At 68.6% G+C, this 18454-nt stretch carries 22 protein-coding genes; 9 read left to right on the forward strand and 13 right to left on the reverse strand.

Annotated elements, in window-relative coordinates; translation table 11 throughout:
- Positions 1–50: 50 nt before the first annotated feature.
- The 3 genes from H7K45_RS05760 to H7K45_RS05770 are packed head-to-tail and all read left to right on the forward strand — an operon-like array spanning position 51 to position 2605.
- Positions 51–1331: a threonine/serine exporter family protein gene (locus tag H7K45_RS05760; RefSeq protein WP_263994822.1), complete on the forward strand. Its 1281-nt coding sequence runs from the start codon at positions 51–53 to the stop codon at positions 1329–1331.
- 41 nt (positions 1332–1372) lie between these two features.
- The gene (locus H7K45_RS05765) at positions 1373–2395 is read left to right on the forward strand and encodes an LLM class flavin-dependent oxidoreductase (protein ID WP_263994823.1); all 1023 of its coding nucleotides are present in this window, start codon (positions 1373–1375) and stop codon (positions 2393–2395) included.
- A gap of 24 nt (positions 2396–2419) precedes the next feature.
- Entirely contained in the window at positions 2420–2605 is a 186-nt protein-coding gene (locus tag H7K45_RS05770; RefSeq protein ID WP_263994824.1) for a hypothetical protein, read from the forward strand.
- Positions 2606–2615: 10 nt separating this feature from the next.
- Here the strand turns inward: H7K45_RS05770 and H7K45_RS05775 are convergent, their stop codons facing one another.
- From H7K45_RS05775 to H7K45_RS05785, 3 genes are all read right to left on the reverse strand, one after another.
- Positions 2616–3263 carry a TetR/AcrR family transcriptional regulator gene (locus tag H7K45_RS05775; RefSeq protein ID WP_263994825.1) on the reverse strand — a complete coding sequence of 216 codons (648 nt, stop codon included), beginning with the start codon at positions 3261–3263 and terminating at the stop codon, positions 2616–2618.
- 188 nt (positions 3264–3451) lie between these two features.
- A complete protein-coding gene (locus tag H7K45_RS05780) occupies positions 3452–4024 on the reverse strand; it encodes a C40 family peptidase (protein WP_263994826.1) in 573 nt (190 codons plus the stop codon).
- A gap of 307 nt (positions 4025–4331) precedes the next feature.
- Positions 4332–5117, reverse strand: coding sequence for an SDR family NAD(P)-dependent oxidoreductase (locus H7K45_RS05785; protein WP_263994827.1), 786 nt, complete (start codon positions 5115–5117; stop codon positions 4332–4334).
- A 238-nt stretch (positions 5118–5355) separates the two neighbouring features.
- Between H7K45_RS05785 and H7K45_RS05790 the strand changes: the two genes are divergently transcribed.
- Positions 5356–6207 (forward strand): cyclopropane mycolic acid synthase family methyltransferase, encoded by an 852-nt coding sequence (locus H7K45_RS05790; protein WP_263995082.1) that lies wholly within the window; start codon positions 5356–5358, stop codon positions 6205–6207.
- Here the strand turns inward: H7K45_RS05790 and H7K45_RS05795 are convergent.
- The 3 genes from H7K45_RS05795 to H7K45_RS05805 form a co-directional block, all read right to left on the reverse strand.
- Complete coding sequence (locus tag H7K45_RS05795; protein WP_263994828.1) at positions 6197–7846, reverse strand: acyl-CoA synthetase; 1650 nt, start codon at positions 7844–7846, stop codon at positions 6197–6199. The genes H7K45_RS05790 and H7K45_RS05795 overlap by 11 nt on opposite strands.
- A gap of 49 nt (positions 7847–7895) precedes the next feature.
- Positions 7896–8327 carry a hypothetical protein gene (locus H7K45_RS05800; RefSeq protein ID WP_263994829.1) on the reverse strand — a complete coding sequence of 144 codons (432 nt, stop codon included), beginning with the start codon at positions 8325–8327 and terminating at the stop codon, positions 7896–7898.
- Between the two features lie 90 nt (positions 8328–8417).
- Positions 8418–8780: an Rv0313 family protein gene (locus H7K45_RS05805; protein ID WP_263994830.1), complete on the reverse strand. Its 363-nt coding sequence runs from the start codon at positions 8778–8780 to the stop codon at positions 8418–8420.
- 165 nt (positions 8781–8945) lie between these two features.
- On the opposite strand from H7K45_RS05805, the gene H7K45_RS05810 reads away from it, so the two are divergent.
- Positions 8946–9509 (forward strand): hypothetical protein, encoded by a 564-nt coding sequence (locus tag H7K45_RS05810; protein WP_263994831.1) that lies wholly within the window; start codon positions 8946–8948, stop codon positions 9507–9509.
- A 37-nt stretch (positions 9510–9546) separates the two neighbouring features.
- Positions 9547–9933, forward strand: coding sequence for a DUF732 domain-containing protein (locus tag H7K45_RS05815; RefSeq protein WP_263994832.1), 387 nt, complete (start codon positions 9547–9549; stop codon positions 9931–9933).
- Here the strand turns inward: H7K45_RS05815 and H7K45_RS05820 are convergent.
- The gene (locus tag H7K45_RS05820; protein ID WP_263994833.1) at positions 9901–10704 is read right to left on the reverse strand and encodes an SGNH/GDSL hydrolase family protein; all 804 of its coding nucleotides are present in this window, start codon (positions 10702–10704) and stop codon (positions 9901–9903) included. The genes H7K45_RS05815 and H7K45_RS05820 overlap by 33 nt on opposite strands.
- 128 nt (positions 10705–10832) lie before the next feature.
- Here H7K45_RS05820 and H7K45_RS05825 point away from each other — a divergent pair, with 128 nt between their 5' ends.
- Positions 10833–11375 carry a GIY-YIG nuclease family protein gene (locus H7K45_RS05825; RefSeq protein WP_263994834.1) on the forward strand — a complete coding sequence of 181 codons (543 nt, stop codon included), beginning with the start codon at positions 10833–10835 and terminating at the stop codon, positions 11373–11375.
- A 4-nt stretch (positions 11376–11379) separates the two neighbouring features.
- Positions 11380–11847: an NUDIX hydrolase gene (locus H7K45_RS05830; protein WP_263994835.1), complete on the forward strand. Its 468-nt coding sequence runs from the start codon at positions 11380–11382 to the stop codon at positions 11845–11847.
- A 3-nt stretch (positions 11848–11850) separates the two neighbouring features.
- Here the strand turns inward: H7K45_RS05830 and H7K45_RS05835 are convergent, their stop codons facing one another.
- The 4 genes from H7K45_RS05835 to malQ form a co-directional block, all read right to left on the reverse strand.
- Positions 11851–12951: a PDR/VanB family oxidoreductase gene (locus H7K45_RS05835; protein ID WP_263994836.1), complete on the reverse strand. Its 1101-nt coding sequence runs from the start codon at positions 12949–12951 to the stop codon at positions 11851–11853.
- Positions 12951–13853, reverse strand: a complete 903-nt coding sequence (locus H7K45_RS05840) for a metal-dependent hydrolase (protein ID WP_263994837.1) — start codon at positions 13851–13853, stop codon at positions 12951–12953. Before H7K45_RS05840 ends, H7K45_RS05835 begins: the two co-directional genes overlap by 1 nt.
- Positions 13854–13942: 89 nt before the next feature.
- On the reverse strand, positions 13943–14362 hold the full coding sequence (locus H7K45_RS05845; protein WP_263994838.1) for a hypothetical protein: 420 nt from the start codon (positions 14360–14362) through the stop codon (positions 13943–13945).
- A gap of 65 nt (positions 14363–14427) precedes the next feature.
- On the reverse strand, positions 14428–16566 hold the full coding sequence (gene malQ / locus H7K45_RS05850) for a 4-alpha-glucanotransferase (protein WP_263994839.1): 2139 nt from the start codon (positions 16564–16566) through the stop codon (positions 14428–14430).
- Positions 16567–16677: 111 nt separating this feature from the next.
- Here malQ and H7K45_RS05855 point away from each other — a divergent pair, with 111 nt between their 5' ends.
- On the forward strand, positions 16678–17805 hold the full coding sequence (locus H7K45_RS05855; protein WP_263995083.1) for an MFS transporter: 1128 nt from the start codon (positions 16678–16680) through the stop codon (positions 17803–17805).
- On the opposite strand, the gene H7K45_RS05860 is transcribed toward H7K45_RS05855, so the two are convergent.
- Complete coding sequence (locus H7K45_RS05860; RefSeq protein ID WP_263994840.1) at positions 17777–18103, reverse strand: DMT family transporter; 327 nt, start codon at positions 18101–18103, stop codon at positions 17777–17779. The genes H7K45_RS05855 and H7K45_RS05860 overlap by 29 nt on opposite strands.
- On the reverse strand, positions 18100–18435 hold the full coding sequence (locus tag H7K45_RS05865) for a DMT family transporter (protein ID WP_263994841.1): 336 nt from the start codon (positions 18433–18435) through the stop codon (positions 18100–18102). Before H7K45_RS05865 ends, H7K45_RS05860 begins: the two co-directional genes overlap by 4 nt.
- Positions 18436–18454 lie beyond the last annotated feature (19 nt).

Here is an 18454-nt window from a genome sequence, read left to right on the forward strand (position 1 = left end):
GGCCGCACCGGCGGACTAGGCGGCGCACGCCGCCCGTCACAATCACCGGTATGAGCGATGACGCGCGGCCGCCCCGGGGCTTCTTGCAGTCCGTCCGCAAGGAGGTCCCCAGGGCGCTGACGGGTGGGCCGGTCGGCGACGACGCCGAGGTTGCCGCCATGCTGCGGGAGCTCGGGATCGCGCTGATCGAATGCGAGCAGCCGACGCATCAGGTGGAGGCGCGCCTGCGGTCGATCGCCAAGAACTACACCGACCAAACCGTCCGTGTGGTCGTGTTGCCGACGGCCTTGGTGGTGCAGGTGGGCACGGTCGCCTACGAGGTGGAGACGGTGGTCAACCCGACCACGCAACTCAATCTGGCCGGCCGGGTCGACGCGATCGCCGAGCTCGCCGAGTTCGGCGCGATCACCGCCGCCGACGCGGCGAGGGAAACGGCCGCCGCTCGCGCGATGCGGCCACGATTCGGCCCGGTGATCACCGTGATCGGCTACACGATCACCACACTGGGCTTCGGCATGGTGATCAACCCGACGTGGGCGTCGTTGTGGGGCTACGTCTTCCTGGGCGCGGTCGTCGGTGCGATCGTCATGCTTGGCCGGCCGTTCCCCACCCTGAACGCCGTATTGCCGACATTGGCGGCAGCGGTGGTGACGCTGTTGGCGACGTGGTTCGTCGCGGATGCGGCCAACGACGGTCTGCTCCGGGTCATCAGCCCGCCGCTGGTGGCCCTGCTGCCGGGACTTGCCTTGACGATCGGCGCAATGGAGTTGGCCAGCGCGCAGATGGTCAGCGGCGCCACCCGGTTGATCTACGGAGTCATGCAGTTGATGTTGCTGGTGTTCGGCGTGGGCTTGGGCATCCACCTCGGTGCGAGTCTGGTCCCGCAGCAGCCCTCGGCGCAGATGGGTAGCTGGTCCCTCTACGTGGCGGTGGTGGTGATCGCGATCGGGTTGTACGTCTACCTCTCGGCGCCCAAGGGCTCGTTGGCGTGGCTGGTGCTGATCGTCGGGGTCGCCCTGGTCGGGCAGAAGGTTGGCGGAATGTTCCTCTCGCCAACGCATTCCGGTGCGGTAGGAGCCTTTCTGGTGGTGCCCGTCGCGATGCTCGGCGCGCGTATCAAGACCTCGCCCCCGGCCATCGTGATGATGCTGGCGGCCTTCTGGGCGATGGTGCCTGGCGCGCTGAGCTTCGAGACGCTCGGCGAGGCCGTGGCTGGCGAGGGCGACGTCATGACGCTCGGCAGCACGGTAGCGGCGATCTTCTCCATCGCCCTCGGCACGCTGGTGGGGTGGAGCGTGTTCGCGACGATCAACGCGCGGTTGCGGCGGTGACGGGCCGGAACACACGACGACCACCGCTCGTTGAGGGCACCATGAAGAACATCGGCTTCTTGTCGTTTGGACACTGGTCGGACAGCCCGTACTCCCAGGTCCGCTCCGCGGCGGACTCTCTGCTGCAGTCGATCGAGCTGGCGGTGGCGGCGGAGGAAGTGGGAGCCGATGGGGCGTACTTTCGCGTGCACCACTTCGCCAGGCAGCTCGCCTCGCCGTTCCCGCTGCTCGCCGCGGCGGCCGCCCGCACGAGCCGCATCGAGCTCGGCACGGGCATCATCGACATGCGTTACGAGAACCCGCTCTACATGGCCGAGGATGCCGGCGCCGCGGATTTGATCTCCGGTGGCAGGCTGCAGCTCGGCATCAGCCGCGGTTCGCCAGAGCAGGTGATCCAGGGTTACCGCTACTTCGGTCATACGCCCGACGAGGGCGACCCCGACGGTGGTGACATGGCCCGTGAGCACACCCGAGTCTTCCTCGAGACGTTGAAGGGCGAGGGGTTCGCGCAGCCCAATCCACGCCCCATGTTCGCCAACCCGCCAGGTCTGCTGCGAATCGAGCCGCATTCACCTGGGCTGCGCGACCGGATCTGGTGGGGTGCCGGTACCCGGGCCACCGCTGAATGGACCGCTCGGCAGGGCATGAACTTGATGAGCTCGACACTGTTGAGCGAGGACACCGGTGTGCCCTTCCACCAGCTGCAGGCCGAGCAGATCCAGCGATTTCGCGACGCCTGGAAGGCGGCCGGACACGAGCGTGAACCGCGCGTCTCGGTGAGCCGCAGCATCTTTCCGATCGTCGACGAGCAGGACAAGCAATTCTTCTGGCGCGACCGTCACAGCACCGATCAGGTCGGCGCCCTCGACGGCGTCAACGCTCGCTTCGGCAAGACCTACGCGGCGGAGCCAGACAAGTTGGCCGCTGAACTTGCCGAGGACGAGGCGATTGCCGCGGCCGACACCCTGCTGCTGACCGTCCCCAACCAGCTCGGCGTCGACTACAGCACGCACGTGATCGAGAGCCTGCTCACCCACGTTGCGCCGGAGCTGGGCTGGCGCTGAACTAGGCGCACTATTCTCGGTCCCATGCGCATTGCCATTCTGGGCCTGGGAATCGTCGTCGCCTGCTTCGGCGCACTCTGGGCTCTCCAGGGGTTCGGCGTCGTCGGCGGCAGCCCGATGTCGAACACCACCACGTGGTCGATCATCGGGCCCATCACCGTCGTGATCGGCGTCGCCATCGCCGCGTGGGGAGCCCGACGCCGGAAGTAGTCGCGCCGCGTCAGGACGTTTCGAGCTCGCCGACGAACGAGGCCAGGTCGGCCATCGCCTTCTCGAGCCTCTCCCTGACGAAGTCCGGGCCGAAGCTGACCTCGGGATCGCTGGCGGCGACGTCGACGCAGGCGGTGACGATGACGGTCGCGAACGTCGCCACCGCCAGTTCCAGGCGTTTGTCGTCGGGTGCGACCCCCATGCGTTCGGCGAGCACTGCCATCGCCACCGGGCTGCGATACTCCACGGCTGCTTGGCGCAACGTGTGACACGACGACACGATTTGCAGCATCATCGCGATGCGTTCGGCGGTCAGGCCGGCGATCGGTCGACGCTCGGCCACCCGTGTCAGCACCGCCACGTGGGCAGCTCTCAACGACTCCAAGGGCCCAAGGTCCGTCGGCTGTCGCAGGATTTCGTCGGTGACCTCGGCGGAGAGGTCGTCGATGACGGCGATGAAGACGGCCTCCTTCGAGGCGAAGTACCGGCTGAACGTCCGCGGTGACACCTCGACGGCGTGGGTGATCTGTTCCACGGTGGTGTTCTCGTAGCCCTGCTTGAGACACAGCTCGACGGCCGCGTCGATCAGCAGGCGACGGGTCTGCGCCTTCTTGCGCTCACGTAGTCCCAACGGTTGCAGGACGGGGGCATCGGCCACGCGCCGATGATAGCCCGAGTGGCAAATCGACTACGACGAAAGTGACCGGCCCTACCGTCGGCGTCTCGATTCCGTCACGAGCTCTCCGACCGGGGATTTGGCCTCACCGGAGTTGTGGTATTCGGCAGTCGACTGCTGTCTGACGGGGATTGCGATTGCAACACCGCAAATCTCTTGAACGAGACCAATCAGATGGTCGTCGGCGGCAGCTCCTGGCCCGGGGGCGGCAGCTCGGGCCCGGGGGGCGGGGGCGGCGGCAGTTCGTTGACGGCGCCGTCGACCGCGGGGATGTCCGCGGGGCCGGGGAGCGGGGGTGGGGGTGGTGCGAAGGGGTCGGCCGGGGGAGGTGGCGCCATCGGATCCTGGGCCGGGCCGTCCTGGGCGACCGGGAGGTACATGTGCCGGGTGAACTGCGGTTGGAAGGCGCCACCACCGCCAATGCGTACTCCGCCACCGCCCTCGCCGGACGACACCGGGGTGCCGTCGGGCAGTGTGACCGCGGTGTGTCCGGAGTTCCAGCCGATGTTGAGGGCACCCGGCTGGGTGCCGTACTGGAAACCGCGCGCCAACAGAGCCTGCTCTTCGTTGCCCGTGTGGAAGCGGTCGCCGTAGATCGGGCGGCCGGTGGCGGCGTTGGCCACCCACGACGCCAGTCCCGAGCAGTCGGTACCCGAGGGCGAGTCGCCTCCCGTGCGGTACGGCGTGCCTGAAACCTGGTTGACCAACGTCAAGATGGCCGTGGTCGCAATAGCATCGATCATGACGTCGGACCGTAGCAACGGCGTTTTGACCTCACCAAAATCTGTGGCTGCCATCACGTTTCGCTCACGTGGCGACCGACCTCTCAAAAATATTGTGGCAGAGCCGCTCTCGCGTACCTCGTTGCGTCGTCATCGGTTTGAGGTCCGCGCGCTGGTTTTCGTGAAAGGCCATGTCAAAGGCCATTCTTCGACCACCGAGCGTGACCAGTCACGCGATGGCAGACCGCGGACCGGTCGGGCGAGAACTTGATCGGTCAAGCGGTCGACTGCGTTCCATGTCTGGCAGTTTCACGAGCGTCGTCTGCGATCAGCGGAAGACGCCCGTACCGCCGTCGACCATGATGGTTTGACCCGTGATGTAGCCGGCGTCCTCGCCCACCAGGAACGCCACGACGGCCCCGATGTCCTCGTGGATCCGACCCACGCGCCTCAGTGGCACCTGTCGCACCGCCCGTTCGTAGTCCTTGGGGGCGATCTCCTGCCAGGACTGAACCCCGGGTGAGTCGGCGAACGGGCAGATCACGTTGACCCTGACGTTGTCGCGGCCCCATTCCAGGGCGGCGGCCTTGGACATCCCCCGAATGGCCTCCTTGGCACCCGCGTAGGCCGCGAATTGGGATTGGCCGCCCGTGCCCGAGGCCGACCCCAGGTTCACGATCACTCCCGCGCCGGCCGCCTTCATCACCGGGTACACCGCCTGCATCAAGAAGAACGTGGCACGCGGACCCACGTCGAACACCAGGTCGTAATCGTCGGGGGTGATGTCCGCCAACGCCTTTGGCTCGTTGGTGGCGATCGCATCGTTGACCAACGCGTCGATCCCGCCCAGCCGCGTCACCGCCGCGTCGACGATGGCGCCAGGGCTGACCGGATCACGCAGATCTGCCACCAGGAACTCCGAAGGCCAACCCTCCCTGGCGAATTCGCCCACCGTGCGGGCCAGCAGATCGGGCTCGCGGTCGACCAGCAACACCGACGCGCCGCGCTCCAGTAGGGCGCCCGCAATGCCCTTGCCCACACCTCGGGCCGCGCCGGTGACGATCGCCGAGCGGCCAGCCAGTGCACGCGGGTGTGAGTACGTGCTCGGAATCATGTGTCTCCCAACGCATTGAACACGCCAAGCGGCCTGCCGACGCGCGGCCTGCCATACCGTGCGTCAATTTACCGACCTGCGCGGCCCGAGGGGCGGGATTGGCCTTCCACGGGTGGGCCCCATGTTTGCCGCCACGCGCGAGTGGGCATCGTTTGCTGGAACCCCGCGGGCGACCCGCGTAGCCTTGCTGCGGGGCAAAGGAGGAAGCACCGTGGCCAACAGGCGCATCAGGTCGGACATGACACCGGCCTTCGAGGACATTCAGGCGCACTACGACCTGTCCGACGAGTTCTTTCGGTTGTTCCTCGACGAGACGCAGACCTACAGCTGCGCCTACTTCGAACGCGACGACATGACGCTGTACGAGGCGCAGCTGGCCAAGATCGACCTGTCGCTGGGCAAGCTGGGGCTCGAGCCCGGTATGACGCTGCTCGACATCGGCTGTGGGTGGGGCGCCACCATCAAGCGCGCCATCGAGAAGTACGACGTCAACGTCATCGGCCTGACCCTGAGCCGCAACCAGGCCGCTCACGTCGAGAACGTCCTGGCCGGCGTCGACACCAATCGCAGCCACCGCGTCGAACTGCGCGGGTGGGAGGAATTCGACGGCAAGGTCGACCGCATCGTCTCCATCGGCGCGTTCGAGCACTTCGGCTTCGACCGCTACGCCCGCTTCTTCGAGATGGCGTACGGGGCGCTGCCCGACGACGGCGTCATGTTGTTGCACACCATCACGCGGTGCAGTCCCGAGGAGCGCGTGGCCAAGAACCTGCCGGTCACCATGACGCTGCTCAAGTTCACCAAGTTCATCGCCGACGAGATCTTCCCCGGCGGGCAGATTCCGATCGTCCCCGAGGTCGAGAAGTTCAGCACGGAGGCCGGCTTCACGATCGATCGCATTCACCGTCTGGGCGAGCACTACGCCAAGACCCTGGACATTTGGTCGGCGACGCTGGAGTCCAAGCACGACGAGGCCGTCGCGCTGCAGGGCGAGGAGATGTACGAGCGGTACATGAAGTATCTGACGGGGTGCGCCAACTTCTTCCACAAGGGCTACACCGACCTGTGTCAGTTCACGCTCAAGAAGTAGCGATCTCCTTGGCCCACCGGTAATCCGCCTTGCCTGCGGGGGACCGCACGACCTTCGGCACCCGGACGAAGGCCTTGGGGATCTTGTAGCGGGCGATCGCCGTTCGGCACACGTCGACGAGTTCTTCGTCGGTGGCGTCGGCCCCGTCGGCGAACTGCACGACGGCGACGACTTCACTGCCCCAACGTTCCGACGGCCGACCGACCACCACCACGTCGTACACGCTGGGATGTGCGGCGATTGCCCGCTCCACCTCTTCGACGAAGATCTTCTCTCCGCCGGAGTTGATGGTCACCGAGTCGCGGCCCAACAGCTGAATTCGGCCGTCGGGCAATACGTTCGCCCTGTCGCCCGGCACCGACCACCGCACCCCGTCGATCGTCGGAAACGTCTTGGCGGTCTTGGCCTCGTCACCCAGGTACCCCAGCGGAATGAGATCGCGGCGCGCCAGCCAGCCTTGGCCTTCGCCGGGGGCCAGTACCCGATCCAGCTCGGCCGAGACGACCGCCGTGTCGTACTGCGGGGTGAACGTCGCCGGCTGCGCCTCGGCCCCGGCAGTCGTCGAGGTGCTCATCTGGGCACCCGACTCCGAGGCGCCGACCGCATCGAGCAGCATCAGGTGCGGGAGCGCGGCCAGGAGGCGTTCCCGAACCGTGGGGGACAGCGGCGCACCGCCGTTGGTGATGGTGAACAGCCCCGACAGGTCGTAGTCGCCTGCCTCGATCTCGTCGAGCAGCGGGCGGGCAATGGCGTCGCCGACCACGGGCATGCTCAACACCCTCTCCTCGGCGGCCAGCCGCAGCACCTCGGCGGGGCGCATGCGCTCGACGTCGTCGGGGATGACGATTCGGCCGCCCATGGTCACGGCGTTGAACGCCGCCCACTGGGCGGCGCCGTGCATGAAGGGCGGAATCATCATCATCGACACCGCTCCCGCGGACGCCCTGGCCTTGTCCGCGAGCTCCTCGTGGGACGCCAACGGCTGGTCGCTGCCCCAGGGGCGCCCACCCATCGAGGACAGGAAGATGTCGTGCTGGCGCCACAGCACGCCCTTGGGCATGCCGGTGGTTCCGCCGGTGTAGAGGACGTACAAGTCGTCGCCCGACGGCGTGGGCAAACCTCCGGCGGGTGCGGGCGTGTCGAGGATGGCCTCGAAGTCCACGGCACCCGGCAACAGCTCGTGGCCGGAATGGTCGGCCACCTGGATGAGCACTCGCAGATGAGGCAACCGGTCGCGGATCTCGGCCACCCGCGGCGCGAACTCCGCGGGGTAGACCAGCGCCTTGGCCGTGGAATCGGTGAGCAGGTAGAGCAGTTCGTCCTCGACGTAGCGGTAGCTGACGTTGAACGGAGCCACCCGGGAGCGGAACGCCCCGATCATCGACTCGAGGTACTCGTTGCCGTTGCGGAGGTAGATGCCGAGATGGTCTTGGCCGGACTCGTGGCCCGCCAGCCCGTCGCGCTCGGTGTGGCAGCCCAGTCCCGTCGACGTCAGGTAGTTGGCGAACCCGTCCACCCGGCGGTCGACCTCTGCGTAGGACAGCCGCCTGCCTCGCCACACCAGGAACGTCTGGTCGGGAATCGCCGCGGCGACCGTGCCGAACACGTCGGACAAGTTGAAGTTAGTCCCACTAGCCATGAGAGCCGACCATACAGGTGTGTGCCTTCCGTATGGTCGGCTTGGGCGTCTAGCCGGGGAAGAAGCCGGCGCCGGTCAGGGTGCCCGGCTGCCAGCCCTGGTCACCGAGGCACACCATGGGACGGCCGTCGGGAGCCTGAGCCGCACCCTTGGGTCCGTCGCACGGAGCACCGATCTGCTGCACGCCCTTCAGCGGGTACGACGAGACCCAGAAGCCCGTGTACACCGGCGGCCACTGGTTGGGGATGTAATGGCACACCACCGTCGACCCGCCGCGACTACGCCCGAAGGTGAACAGCTGGTAGTTGTCGCAGGGCGCTCCGAGTGAGGCCTGGTAGTTCATCCCGGGCACATCGGTGGCCGACGTGTCGTAGTGGCTCGGATCGTCGGGGAACATCGGACCCGGATCGGCGGCTGCCGACGGCGCCATCGTGACGGCGGCTCCTGCGATCGCTGCGGCGACCGTCAGTTCACGGATCATGGTGGGGAGCCTCCTGGAGAACACGGCGAACGACGTTGCGAGCAAAGCGTAGCCGGTCTACAGGAGCAAGCGCGTGCTTTCGGCCGAGCCCTACTCGTGGCCGCCGGCGTCCAGCACGCTGACCGCGATGCCATACGGCAGGAAACGGACCTTGCGACCCGGATCGGTGTTGTTCTTGTTGGCGCGCAAGGCGTCCAGCTCGGTCGGGTACACCTCTTCGATGTGGGCACCCCCGGACTCGTCGACGGTGTAGATCGACCAGACGCCGTCACCCGTGTCACCGGTGGTCTCGGGTTCGGTCTTCGGTCGCGTGCCCTTGGTGAACTCGTCGAGCAGCGTCGCCCACCCTGCCTGCCTACCCATGCGACCCAGTGCGTCGCGCAGACCGTCACCGGCCTCCCGCATCACGCGGTCGAGATCCTCGGGGTCGATTCCGAACGGATTCTGGCTCATGACGGACTCCTCATCCGCGTCGACCGGAACGGCGTGACGCTTCCACCAGTGTGCAGGTCTACGACCAAGTTCGCCACGACGTTCGACCTCGAGACCCGACCGACGCGCATCCGTGCCGTGCGGGTGTTCACCGACGACCAATGGGCGTGACAAGGTAGTCGGACCATGCCTGACTACGACTCCATGACGTATGAGGAATTCGGCCGCCGGTTCTTCGAGATCGCCGTCACCGAGGAACGCGTCGCCGCAGCGATCGGTCAGATCGCCGGCGACGAGTTCACCATGGGGCCCATGGCTCAGGGGCCCGGCAAGTTCGCCAAGGTCACCGCGAAGGTCCACGTGCAAGATCCGGCGGTGACGCGCCATCTAGGCGAGCAGCTGACCTTCGACATCCAGATCCCGCTGGAGATCGAGCTGACCATCGATCTGCGCATCGACAAGCCCCGCTTCAAGGTCTTCGGGGAGATCGCCCTGCGCGCCACCGCCATCGCCGCGCACCCGCTGGCGTTGATCCTCGACGTCGGCAAGCCCCGTCCCACCGACATCTCCATCCACATCACCTCCACGACGCTGCGCGCGGAGCTGGTGCGCATCGTCGGCGGCGTCGACGCCGAGATCAAGCGATTCATCTCCCAACACGTAGCCGGCGAAATCGACAGCCCCGAATCGGCGAAGGCCAAGGTCATCGACATCGGCGGCCAAATCGCCGAGGTGTGGACCGGCATCTGATTGGGCCGATCGCGCCGATCGGCCGTACGCTTCGAGCGTGCACAAGACTCCGAAGACCGCCCGGCTCGCGCTCCTGACCGGCGGAGCCATCTGCGCCGCCCTGGTCGCGGCCGCCCCCGCCTCGGCGGACCCGACCTCGGACTTCATCAACTCCGTCGACGACGCCGGCATCGGCAGCGTCGACCCCGCCCAGGCCGCGGACCTCGGTCGCTCGGTGTGCCCCATGCTGTCTCAGCCCGGCCAGGACATGGCCGACACCGCGGCCCGGGTGGCCGACGCCGGCGGCATGTCGCTGGGCCCGGCGACCATGTTCACCGGACTCGCCATCTCCGCGTTCTGCCCCGGCGCGATGAGCTCGCTGGCCAACGGCGAGTCGCCGATCCCGCTGGGTCTACTCGGCGGCCTCGGCGGCTTCGGCAACTAGCGCGACCGGCGTCAGCACGGGGCGCTTGGCCGCCCGGCCGTTGCCGCTGGACAGCCCCCGCAGGTGACGCCAGATCCATGGCATCAGCAGGTTCTGCGTCCACAACACCTGCGAGTACATCCGCGACTGGAAGCTAGGTCTGATGACCTCGGTCTTGGAGACGGCCCAATCATGGCTGCTGCCAGGCAGACCGAGCGCCTCCGCCGCCGCCGCGGCGAACAATGCGTGGCCCGTCGGGGAGCCGTGCACACGATCTGCGCTCCACGTGCCGGGATCACCCATCGACTCTGCCTCGTAGAGGTCGACGAGCCGGAAGCCGTGCCGGTCCGCCGCCGCCCGCACCACCGCGTTCATCTGCCTGACCCGTGTCCCCAGAAACCGTCCCACCGGCAAGATGCGCTCGAGGTCGGGGAACGTCGTGGTGACCACCGTGGCGCCGGTCTCGGCCAGCCGGTCGTGCAGCAGGTCGACGTCGGCCAGCGCGGTGGCGAAGGACTTCCCGGGCCGGGTGACGTCGTTCATCCCGATACAGCTGGTGATCAGGTCGGGCTTCATCGCCACGGCCGCGGGCAGCTGACGGTCGAGCACGTCGCGGACACGGCGCCCGCGCACGGCGAGGTTGGCGTACTGCACGCCGGGCGTCAACTCCTCGAGACGGGCCGCGAGGCGGTCGGCGAAGCCCGCGACCCCCGTGTCGTCGTCGCCGTCCCAGAGGCCCTCGGTCTGGCTGTCGCCGAGCGCGACGTACCGCTGATATGACTGATTCGCCACGAGGGCACTCTAGCGGCGTCCCCGCTCGGCGGCAGGACATGCTCGTGAAAGGCTAGGGCATGCCTGACGCACCTCGCCCCGACTCTGTCGCGGGTTTTCTTGACGCACAGCGATTTACACGCGAGCAGGTGTTCGCCGAGCCCAGCCCGGTCCCCAAGGCTCCCGGTGCCTACGGCTGGTGGTTCCGGACGTTGCCCGCCGCGGTCGACGCCGAGGGGTGCGAGGTACGCGACGGCCTGACCCTGCTCCACGTCGGCATCAGCCCGACGCCCCCGCCACCGAGTGGCAAGCGTCCCGCCAGCCAGGATCTGCACAAGCGAATCCGGTATCACTTCGGGGGCGCCCGCGGCACCGCCGACGGCTCGTCGCTGCGCAAGTCCCTCGGGGTGCTGCTGGCCGGGGAACTCGGCCTGGAACTGCGCCGCGTCGGCGCCGGAAAGCAGATCACCCTCGCCGGCGGTGAGGCCGTCCTCAACCAGTGGATGGCCGAGCACACGCAGGTGTCGTGGGTGGTCCGCCCCGAGCCGTGGGTGTTCGAGGAGGAGCTGACCTCGCACCTGGTGTTGCCGCTGAACCTGCAGGGCGACACCGAGTTTCAGCAGGAACTCAAACGCCTGCGGCGCGAGGCCATGGTCAAGGCCAACAAGCTGCGCATCCTCAAGGAGTGGTAGCGACATGGCCAAGATGAGCGCGGGGCTGCTGCTCTACCGGCGCGGCGGCGAGGGGTACGAGGTGCTGATCGGGCACCCGGGCGGGCCGTTTTGGGCGCGCAAGGACGAGGCGGCGTGGTCGATTCCCAAGGGTGAGTACACCGACGAGGAGGACCCCTGGGTCGCCGCCCAACGCGAATTCGTCGAGGAACTCGGCCTTCCCGTACCCGACGGACCGCGGGTGGCCCTGCCGCCGGTCAAACAATCTGGCGGCAAGATCGTCACCGCGTTCGCCGTCGAGGCCAACCTCGACGTCACCGACGCCGTCAGCAACACCTTCGAGATGGAGTGGCCCAAGGGATCCGGTGTCGTCAAGGAGTTCCCGGAGCTGGACCGGGTGGCGTGGTTCCCCGTCGAGCAGGCTCAGGTGAAGCTACTCAAGGGGCAGCGGCCGCTGCTGGGACATCTGGTCGCCCACCTCGAGGGCGCCTGACCGTCACAGGTCAAGGATCAGGCCCGTCTCCGCGGCCGCCCGAGACACGCACACCAGCATCATCCCGGCCTCGCGCTCTGGCCCGGTGAGGAGCGTGTCCCGGTGCTCCACCTCGCCGCCGAGCACGCGCACCCGACACGTCCCGCAGAACCCCTGCTGACACGAGTACGACGCGTGCACGCCTTCCCGTCGCAGCGCCGTCAGCAGTGTCTCGTCGGCACCGACGCGAATGGCGTCCTCCCGGGAGCTCACCGCCACGGAGAACTCGGCGCCGTCGACGACCGGGGGAGCGGCGAAGCGCTCGAAGTGCAGTTCGACGTCGTCGCGGCCGGCCAGTGTCGTCCGCAGGCCGGTCAGCACCGGGGCGGGTCCGCAGGCGTACACCGTGGTGCCGCCCGGGCAGTCGCCGAGGAGCTCCGCGGGCGTGGGCAGGCCCGCCTGGTCGTCGGTGCGGATCTCGATGCGCTCACCGAAGCGGGCGAGCTCCTCGAGGAACGGCAGGGTGTCTCGGCGCCGGCCGGTGTAGACCATCGACCACTCCACCCCGAGGCTCTCCGCCTGCGCGAGCATCGGCAGAATCGGAGTGATGCCGATACCCCCGGCGATGAACCGAAACCGTTGCGCCGGTGAGCCGTATCCCGGCACGGTCAGTGGGAACGCGTTGCGGGGTCCGCTGGTGGTGATCGTCGACCCGACGGTCAGTTCGTCGTGTACCTCCACCGACCCGCCGCCGCCGTTGGGGATGCGGCGCACCGCGATTCGGTAGGACGAGGTGACGCCGGGATCGCCGCACAGCGAGTACTGCCGGACCCGGCCGCTGGGCAGGTGCACGTCGAGGTGGGCACCGGGATGCCAGCGCGGCAGGTCGCCGCCACCCGGCGCGGCGAGCGTCAGGGCGATCACGTCCTGATCGTGCGCGACCACCCGACGCTCGGACACCTGAAGCGGAAAGTCGCGCGCGACGTCGGGGAGGGGGGCCGGATTCCGTACGGCCGCAGACAAATTGAAGAACCCGGTCAACACGCTCGCTGCCAAACCCAACGGCAGGTCGTGACGGGAGCGACCCGACGCGCTCGGCGGTACGTCCCGCAGACGCGCGAACATCAGAGGTGAGCGGCCCGGGCCGCGGGGGAGCTCGCCAGGTAGGCGACGGCTTGCGCGGTGGACCCCATGTCGTCTGGCGTGAAACCCGGCCGGAAGTAGGTGAAGGTGTTGGATCCGAACAGCTTCCGGTACTTCGGCAGCAGTCCGAGCTTGGAGTCGCGCATCCGCAGACGCTGCATCTCGAACCAGCCGAGTTCGACGCCGGGGTCGTTCTTGGACAGGTACCACGCGCCCCGCTGGAAGAACGTCGCCATCAGGATGACGGCAATCGACATGGCGCGGATGCGGTCGAGATAGCTGTCGTGGAAGTAGTGGGCGACGTCGTGGGCCACCATGCGGTGCTCGACCTCCTCGCTGCCGTGCCAGCGGAACAGGTCCACCATGGTCGGGTCCGCATCGTGGTCGTCCCACGTGCAGTTCAGCGAGAAGTCGCCGAGGACGGCGGTGTAGTGCTCGATGGCGGCGATCAGCCACAGCCGATCGCACAGGTGGTTGAGCTTGCGCTTGGGGTCGGTGATCGAGGGATCCGGGGCCAGCACCCTCTCGAAGACGTACTCGACCTGGTCGAGGATCGGCGTGACGTCGACCCCGTGGCCGACCATGTACTCGTGGAGCACCTTGTCGTGCACGTCGGCGTGGGTGGCCTCCTGGCCGATGAACCCGCGCATGTCCTCGGCCAGCTTCGGATCCTTGACCAACGGCAGCGCCTCGTCGTACGCGGCGACGAACCAGCGTTCCGCGGCGGGGAGTATCACGTTGAGCAGGCTGATCATGTTCGACGCGACCGGGTGGCCGGGGATCCAGTGCAGTGGCACGTCGTCGACCCCGAAGTGCACCCGCCGGGCCTGAATTTGGACGGGACCAGGATCGATCACCGTGTTGAAGCGCCGTGGTCGCAGCATCGCGTGCCCCTTCGTCGTCGTGTGACGGGAAGCGAGTCTACGCGGGTGGGACCGTTATCTGGGAACGCGGGTACCGGGTCGTTCGAGGGTCAGCCGACGGGGACGGGGACGCCGATGGGTCCGCCATAGGTGCCCTGGCCGCTGCCCGGGGTGCCTGCGGCCGGGGCCGACGGCGCCGGCGCGTCGCCGGCTGCGTCCTTACCTGCCGCGGCGGTGCAGTCCAGCATCAGGATCATCCGGCTCTTCAAGGCCTTCTGCTGGCTGACGATGCACTGCGACTGCGGAAGATCGCTGCCGAAGGAGCCGCCGAAGGACGCCCGCAACCCCTGACTCTTCAGGATGCTGACGGCCTTGAAGTAGGGCTCGCCGACGACGTTGGCCGAGGCGCCGGTGGCCGGGGCGGCACCGGCGACGGCCGGCGCGAAGAGGGCGACCGACGCGAGGGCCGTCGACGCGATGGCTGCCGGAACGACGAGCCCGATGGCTCCCAGCCCGATGATCTTCTTCACGTGCCCTCCGAATGTCGCGGTGCGGCTGCGAACATATCGCAGTTCAGCCTCTTGAGAAACTTCGGTCACTCGCGTGCCGGTGTTACCTGAGCGCGCATGACCTCGGCCAGCCCGGCCGCCCGCGCGCTGGTGAACACGTCCTCCACCAGCAGCTCCCGACCGTCGGGACCAGCGAGTTTGACTCGCCAGTTGGGATATTCGTCGGTGGTACCCGGCTGATTCTGCGCGCGTACGTCCCCCACGGCGTCCGGAAGTGCCAGCGCCAGCAGGCGCGACGGCGTCCGCCCCAAGTATGCGTACAACGCGCTGACGATCTCCTGGACGCTGGGGTCCTCGCCCAGCAGACCTATGGCGCGCAATTCGGCGAGCCAGGCAGCCTGCTCGGCCTGGTCGTCGGCCAGCTCCTCGGCCGCCGGACGGGTGAGCAACCCCAGCTCCTGGCGAATGCGGACGTGCTCGCCCGCCAGGTAACCCGCCGTCGGCGGGAGATCGTGCGTCGTCACCGACGACAAGCAGAACTCCCGCCATCGCCTTGGCGGAAGCGGGCCGCCACCGGAGTCGCGGTCCAGTTCGAACCACAGGATCGACGTGCCGAGCAGACCGCGCTCGGACAGGTAGTCCCGGACCCACGGTTCGACGGTCCCCAGGTCCTCGCCGACGACGACGGCACCGGCGCGCTGAGCCTCCAGGGCGACGATGCCGATCAACGCCTCGTGGTCGTAGCGCACGTAGGTGCCCTCGGTCGGATCGGCGCCCTGGGGAATCCACCACAACCGGAACAAGCCGATGACGTGGTCGATGCGAATGCCGCCCGCATGGCGCAACAGCGCGTTGACCAGCGCCCGGAACGGTTCGTACCCCTGCTCGGTCAACCGGTCCGGGCGCCACGGCGGCTGCGACCAGTCCTGCCCCAGCTGGTTGTACTCGTCGGGCGGGGCGCCGACGCTGACCCCGAGCGCCAGGGTGTCCTGCAACGCCCACGCGTCCGCGCCGTTCGGGTCCACCCCGACCGCCAGATCGTGCATCACGCCCAACGCCATCCCGGATCGGACGGCCGTCGCCTGGGCCACGGTGAGCTGATCGTCGAGCTGCCACTGCAACCAGCGGTGGAAGTCGACGGCCTCGGCGCGCTTGGCCGCGAACGCCGTCACCGCGGGACTGCCGGGGTGCCGCAGCTCTTCGGGCCACCGATGCCAGTCCCCGCCGTGCTTCTCGGCAAGGGCGCACCAGACGGCGAAGTCGTCGAGGCTGCGGCCCTCCCGCGCCCGGTAGGCCACGTAGGCCAGTTCACGGCCCGCGGAGCGCTTGACCCGGTACACCGCCCGCAGGGCTGCGCGCTTGATCTTCCACGTCGAGTCACGGTCAATCAGTCGGGACTTCTTGGCCCGGCCCTGCGCGACCGACCGCGCCTTGCGCAGATCCCCGCGGTCGGCGACGAACGCGAACTCGGGAATGGCCTCGACCCGCAGATAGATCGGATTGACGAAGCGCCGCGACGTCGGCAGGTACGGCGACGGTTCCATGGGCGCCACCGGAGCGGCGGCGTGCAGCGGGTTGACCAAGATGAACCCGGCCCCGTGCTGGGAGGCCGACCACACGGCGAGATCGGTCAGGTCCGTCAGGTCGCCAATGCCCCACGATTGCTCCGAGCGCACGCTGTAGAGCTGGGTGGCCAGACCCCAGGTGCGGCCGCCGCCGAGGGACGCAGGGAACGTCGCCGCCTCGGGGACGACGATCAGCGCGGCGTCGCCCTCGACGCCGCCCGCGTCGACGTGCAACCGGTGGTAGCCGGTCGGCAGGTCGGCAGGCAGCTCGAAGCTGGCCTCACCGACCAACCGGCCGTCGAGGTCGTGGGGCGGGGTGTCGTTGACCAGCTGACGAAGCCCGGTGCGGACGGTCCCGTCCTCCAGCCGGAGCCACGCGCCGACGGGCTGGCCGTGGGTGACGTGCACCCAGAACGACCCTGCTCGGCCGGCCCGGGTGACGACGGTCGGCGGGAGGACGCGTCGCCAGTGCCGTTCGTCGAGCGCACCGAGCGCATGCTGCCGGTCGTCCTCGGTGTCCGCGGGGACGCCGAGCGCGGCCAGAACCGAGACCAGGGTCGACTCCGAGACCACGCGGTGCCCGCCCGTCCAGTCGTCGTAGGTGACCGCGACGCCGTAGCGGCTGGCGAGTTCGGCCAGGGAGGCGGCCAGTTCAGTCATGGGGGTGATCTTGCCGGTTCGGGCGTGACTGCGCGTACCCGTATCGTCGTGGCAGTGGTGACAGTCGACCTCGAGCGTCGCACCAGCCGCGCCCGGATCGCCGTGTCGGCGATGTTCCTCACCAACGGCGCCATCTTCGCCAACCTGGTGCCACGCTTCCCGGAACTCAAGACCGAGCTGGCCCTGTCAAACACCGCCTACGGCGTCGTGGTCGCCGCGTTTCCCGTCGGCGCGCTGGTGGCCGGGCTGACCGCCGGCGCGGTGATCCGTACGCTCACCTCGGCGCGCACCGCGGTGCTGTGCACCGTCGGCATCGCCGTGCTGGTCTTCGCGGCCGGGTCGTCGACGACACCGATCCTGTTGGCGGCCTTGCTGTTCGGCGGCGGGGCGTGCGACGCGATCACCGACGTCGCGCAGAACACTCACGGCCTGCGGGTGCAGCGCGCCTACGGCCGGTCGATCATCAACTCGATGCACGCGGTCTGGTCGGTCGGTGCGGTGATCGGGGCGGGCATGGCCGCAGCGGCCATCGCCCTGCACGTCCCCATCGGCGTGCACCTTGGCGTCAGCGCCGTGGTGTTCGCAAGCGTGGCGCTGGCCGCCTACCCGTTCCTGCTCAAGGGCAAGGACCAGGCCGACGCCGCCACCGCCGACGCGGGTACCGCGGGGCGGCCCGGCTGGCGGATCGCAGGCGCACTGCTGCTGCTGGTGCTGATCGCCATCGGCGGCGCCGTCGTCGAGGACGCGGGAAGCTCGTGGGCGGCGCTCTACCTCGGCGGCCTCGGCGCGCCGGGCGCGATCGCCGCGCTGGGTTACGTCGGGCTGCTTGGTGCCCAGACCGTCGGACGGGTGGCGGGGGACCGCATGGTCGACCGCTTCGGCGAGCGCGCCGTCGTGCGCGGCGGCGGCCTGCTGGTCGCGGTGGGCATGGGCCTTGCGCTGGCCGTCCCGACGGTGCCGGGCACCATCGCAGGGTTCGCCGCCGCCGGCATCGGCGCCGCGACCTCGATACCCGCAGCCATGCACGCCGCCGACCGACTGCCGGGGCTTCGGCCGGGTGCCGGGCTGACGGCGCTGGCGTGGCTGATGCGCCTCGGCTTCGTGGGCGCACCGCCGCTGGTCGGCATCGTCTCCGACGCGGCCGGTCTGCGCGTGGGGCTGCTCATCGTGCCCATTGCCGGACTGGCCATCGCCGCCGCGGCGGGGGCGCTCAGCCCACGGCGCCAGCCAGTTCGATGACCAGCACCCCGGCGATGATGAACGCGATGCCGATCAGCATCTTCACGGTCAAGGGATCGCCGAAGACGTAGCGCGCAATCACCGCGACCAGCGCGACGCCGCACGCGGTCCACACGCCGTAGGCCACGCCGACGGGCATGCCGAGCCGCAACGTCAGCCACAGCAGGTAGAACGACGCCAGGTACCCCACGACGATCGGTGCGATCCAGCCCCGCTTGCGGAAGCCGTCGGACGCACGCAGTCCCAGCGTCGCGAACACCTCCACGCCGATCGCCGCTGCCAACACCAGCCACGTCATGGCGTCGGCCCCGTGGGACGTGAGCCAAACTCGACGAACAGCACACCGACGATGATGAGCCCGATGCCGGCGACGATCGGCCAGGTGAACGGGTCCCCGAAGACCAGGGCCGCCAGCACCGCGGTCAGCGCCGTGCCGCACGCCCCCCAGATGCCGTAGGTCACGCCGACGGGCACGCCCTCGCGCAGCACGAGGGTCAGCATCGTGAACGCGCACGCGTAGCCCACGACGACTGCAGCCAGCCACGCCCCGTGGTCCTGCATGGCGCGCAGCGACAGCGTCGCGGCGACCTCGCTCGCGATTGCCGCGCCGAGCAGCATCCACTTGCGCACGGAAACAACTTAGCCGGGC

The organism is Mycobacterium yunnanensis (assembly GCF_025823185.1).
In the GTDB taxonomy this organism is placed as follows: domain Bacteria; phylum Actinomycetota; class Actinomycetes; order Mycobacteriales; family Mycobacteriaceae; genus Mycobacterium; species Mycobacterium yunnanensis.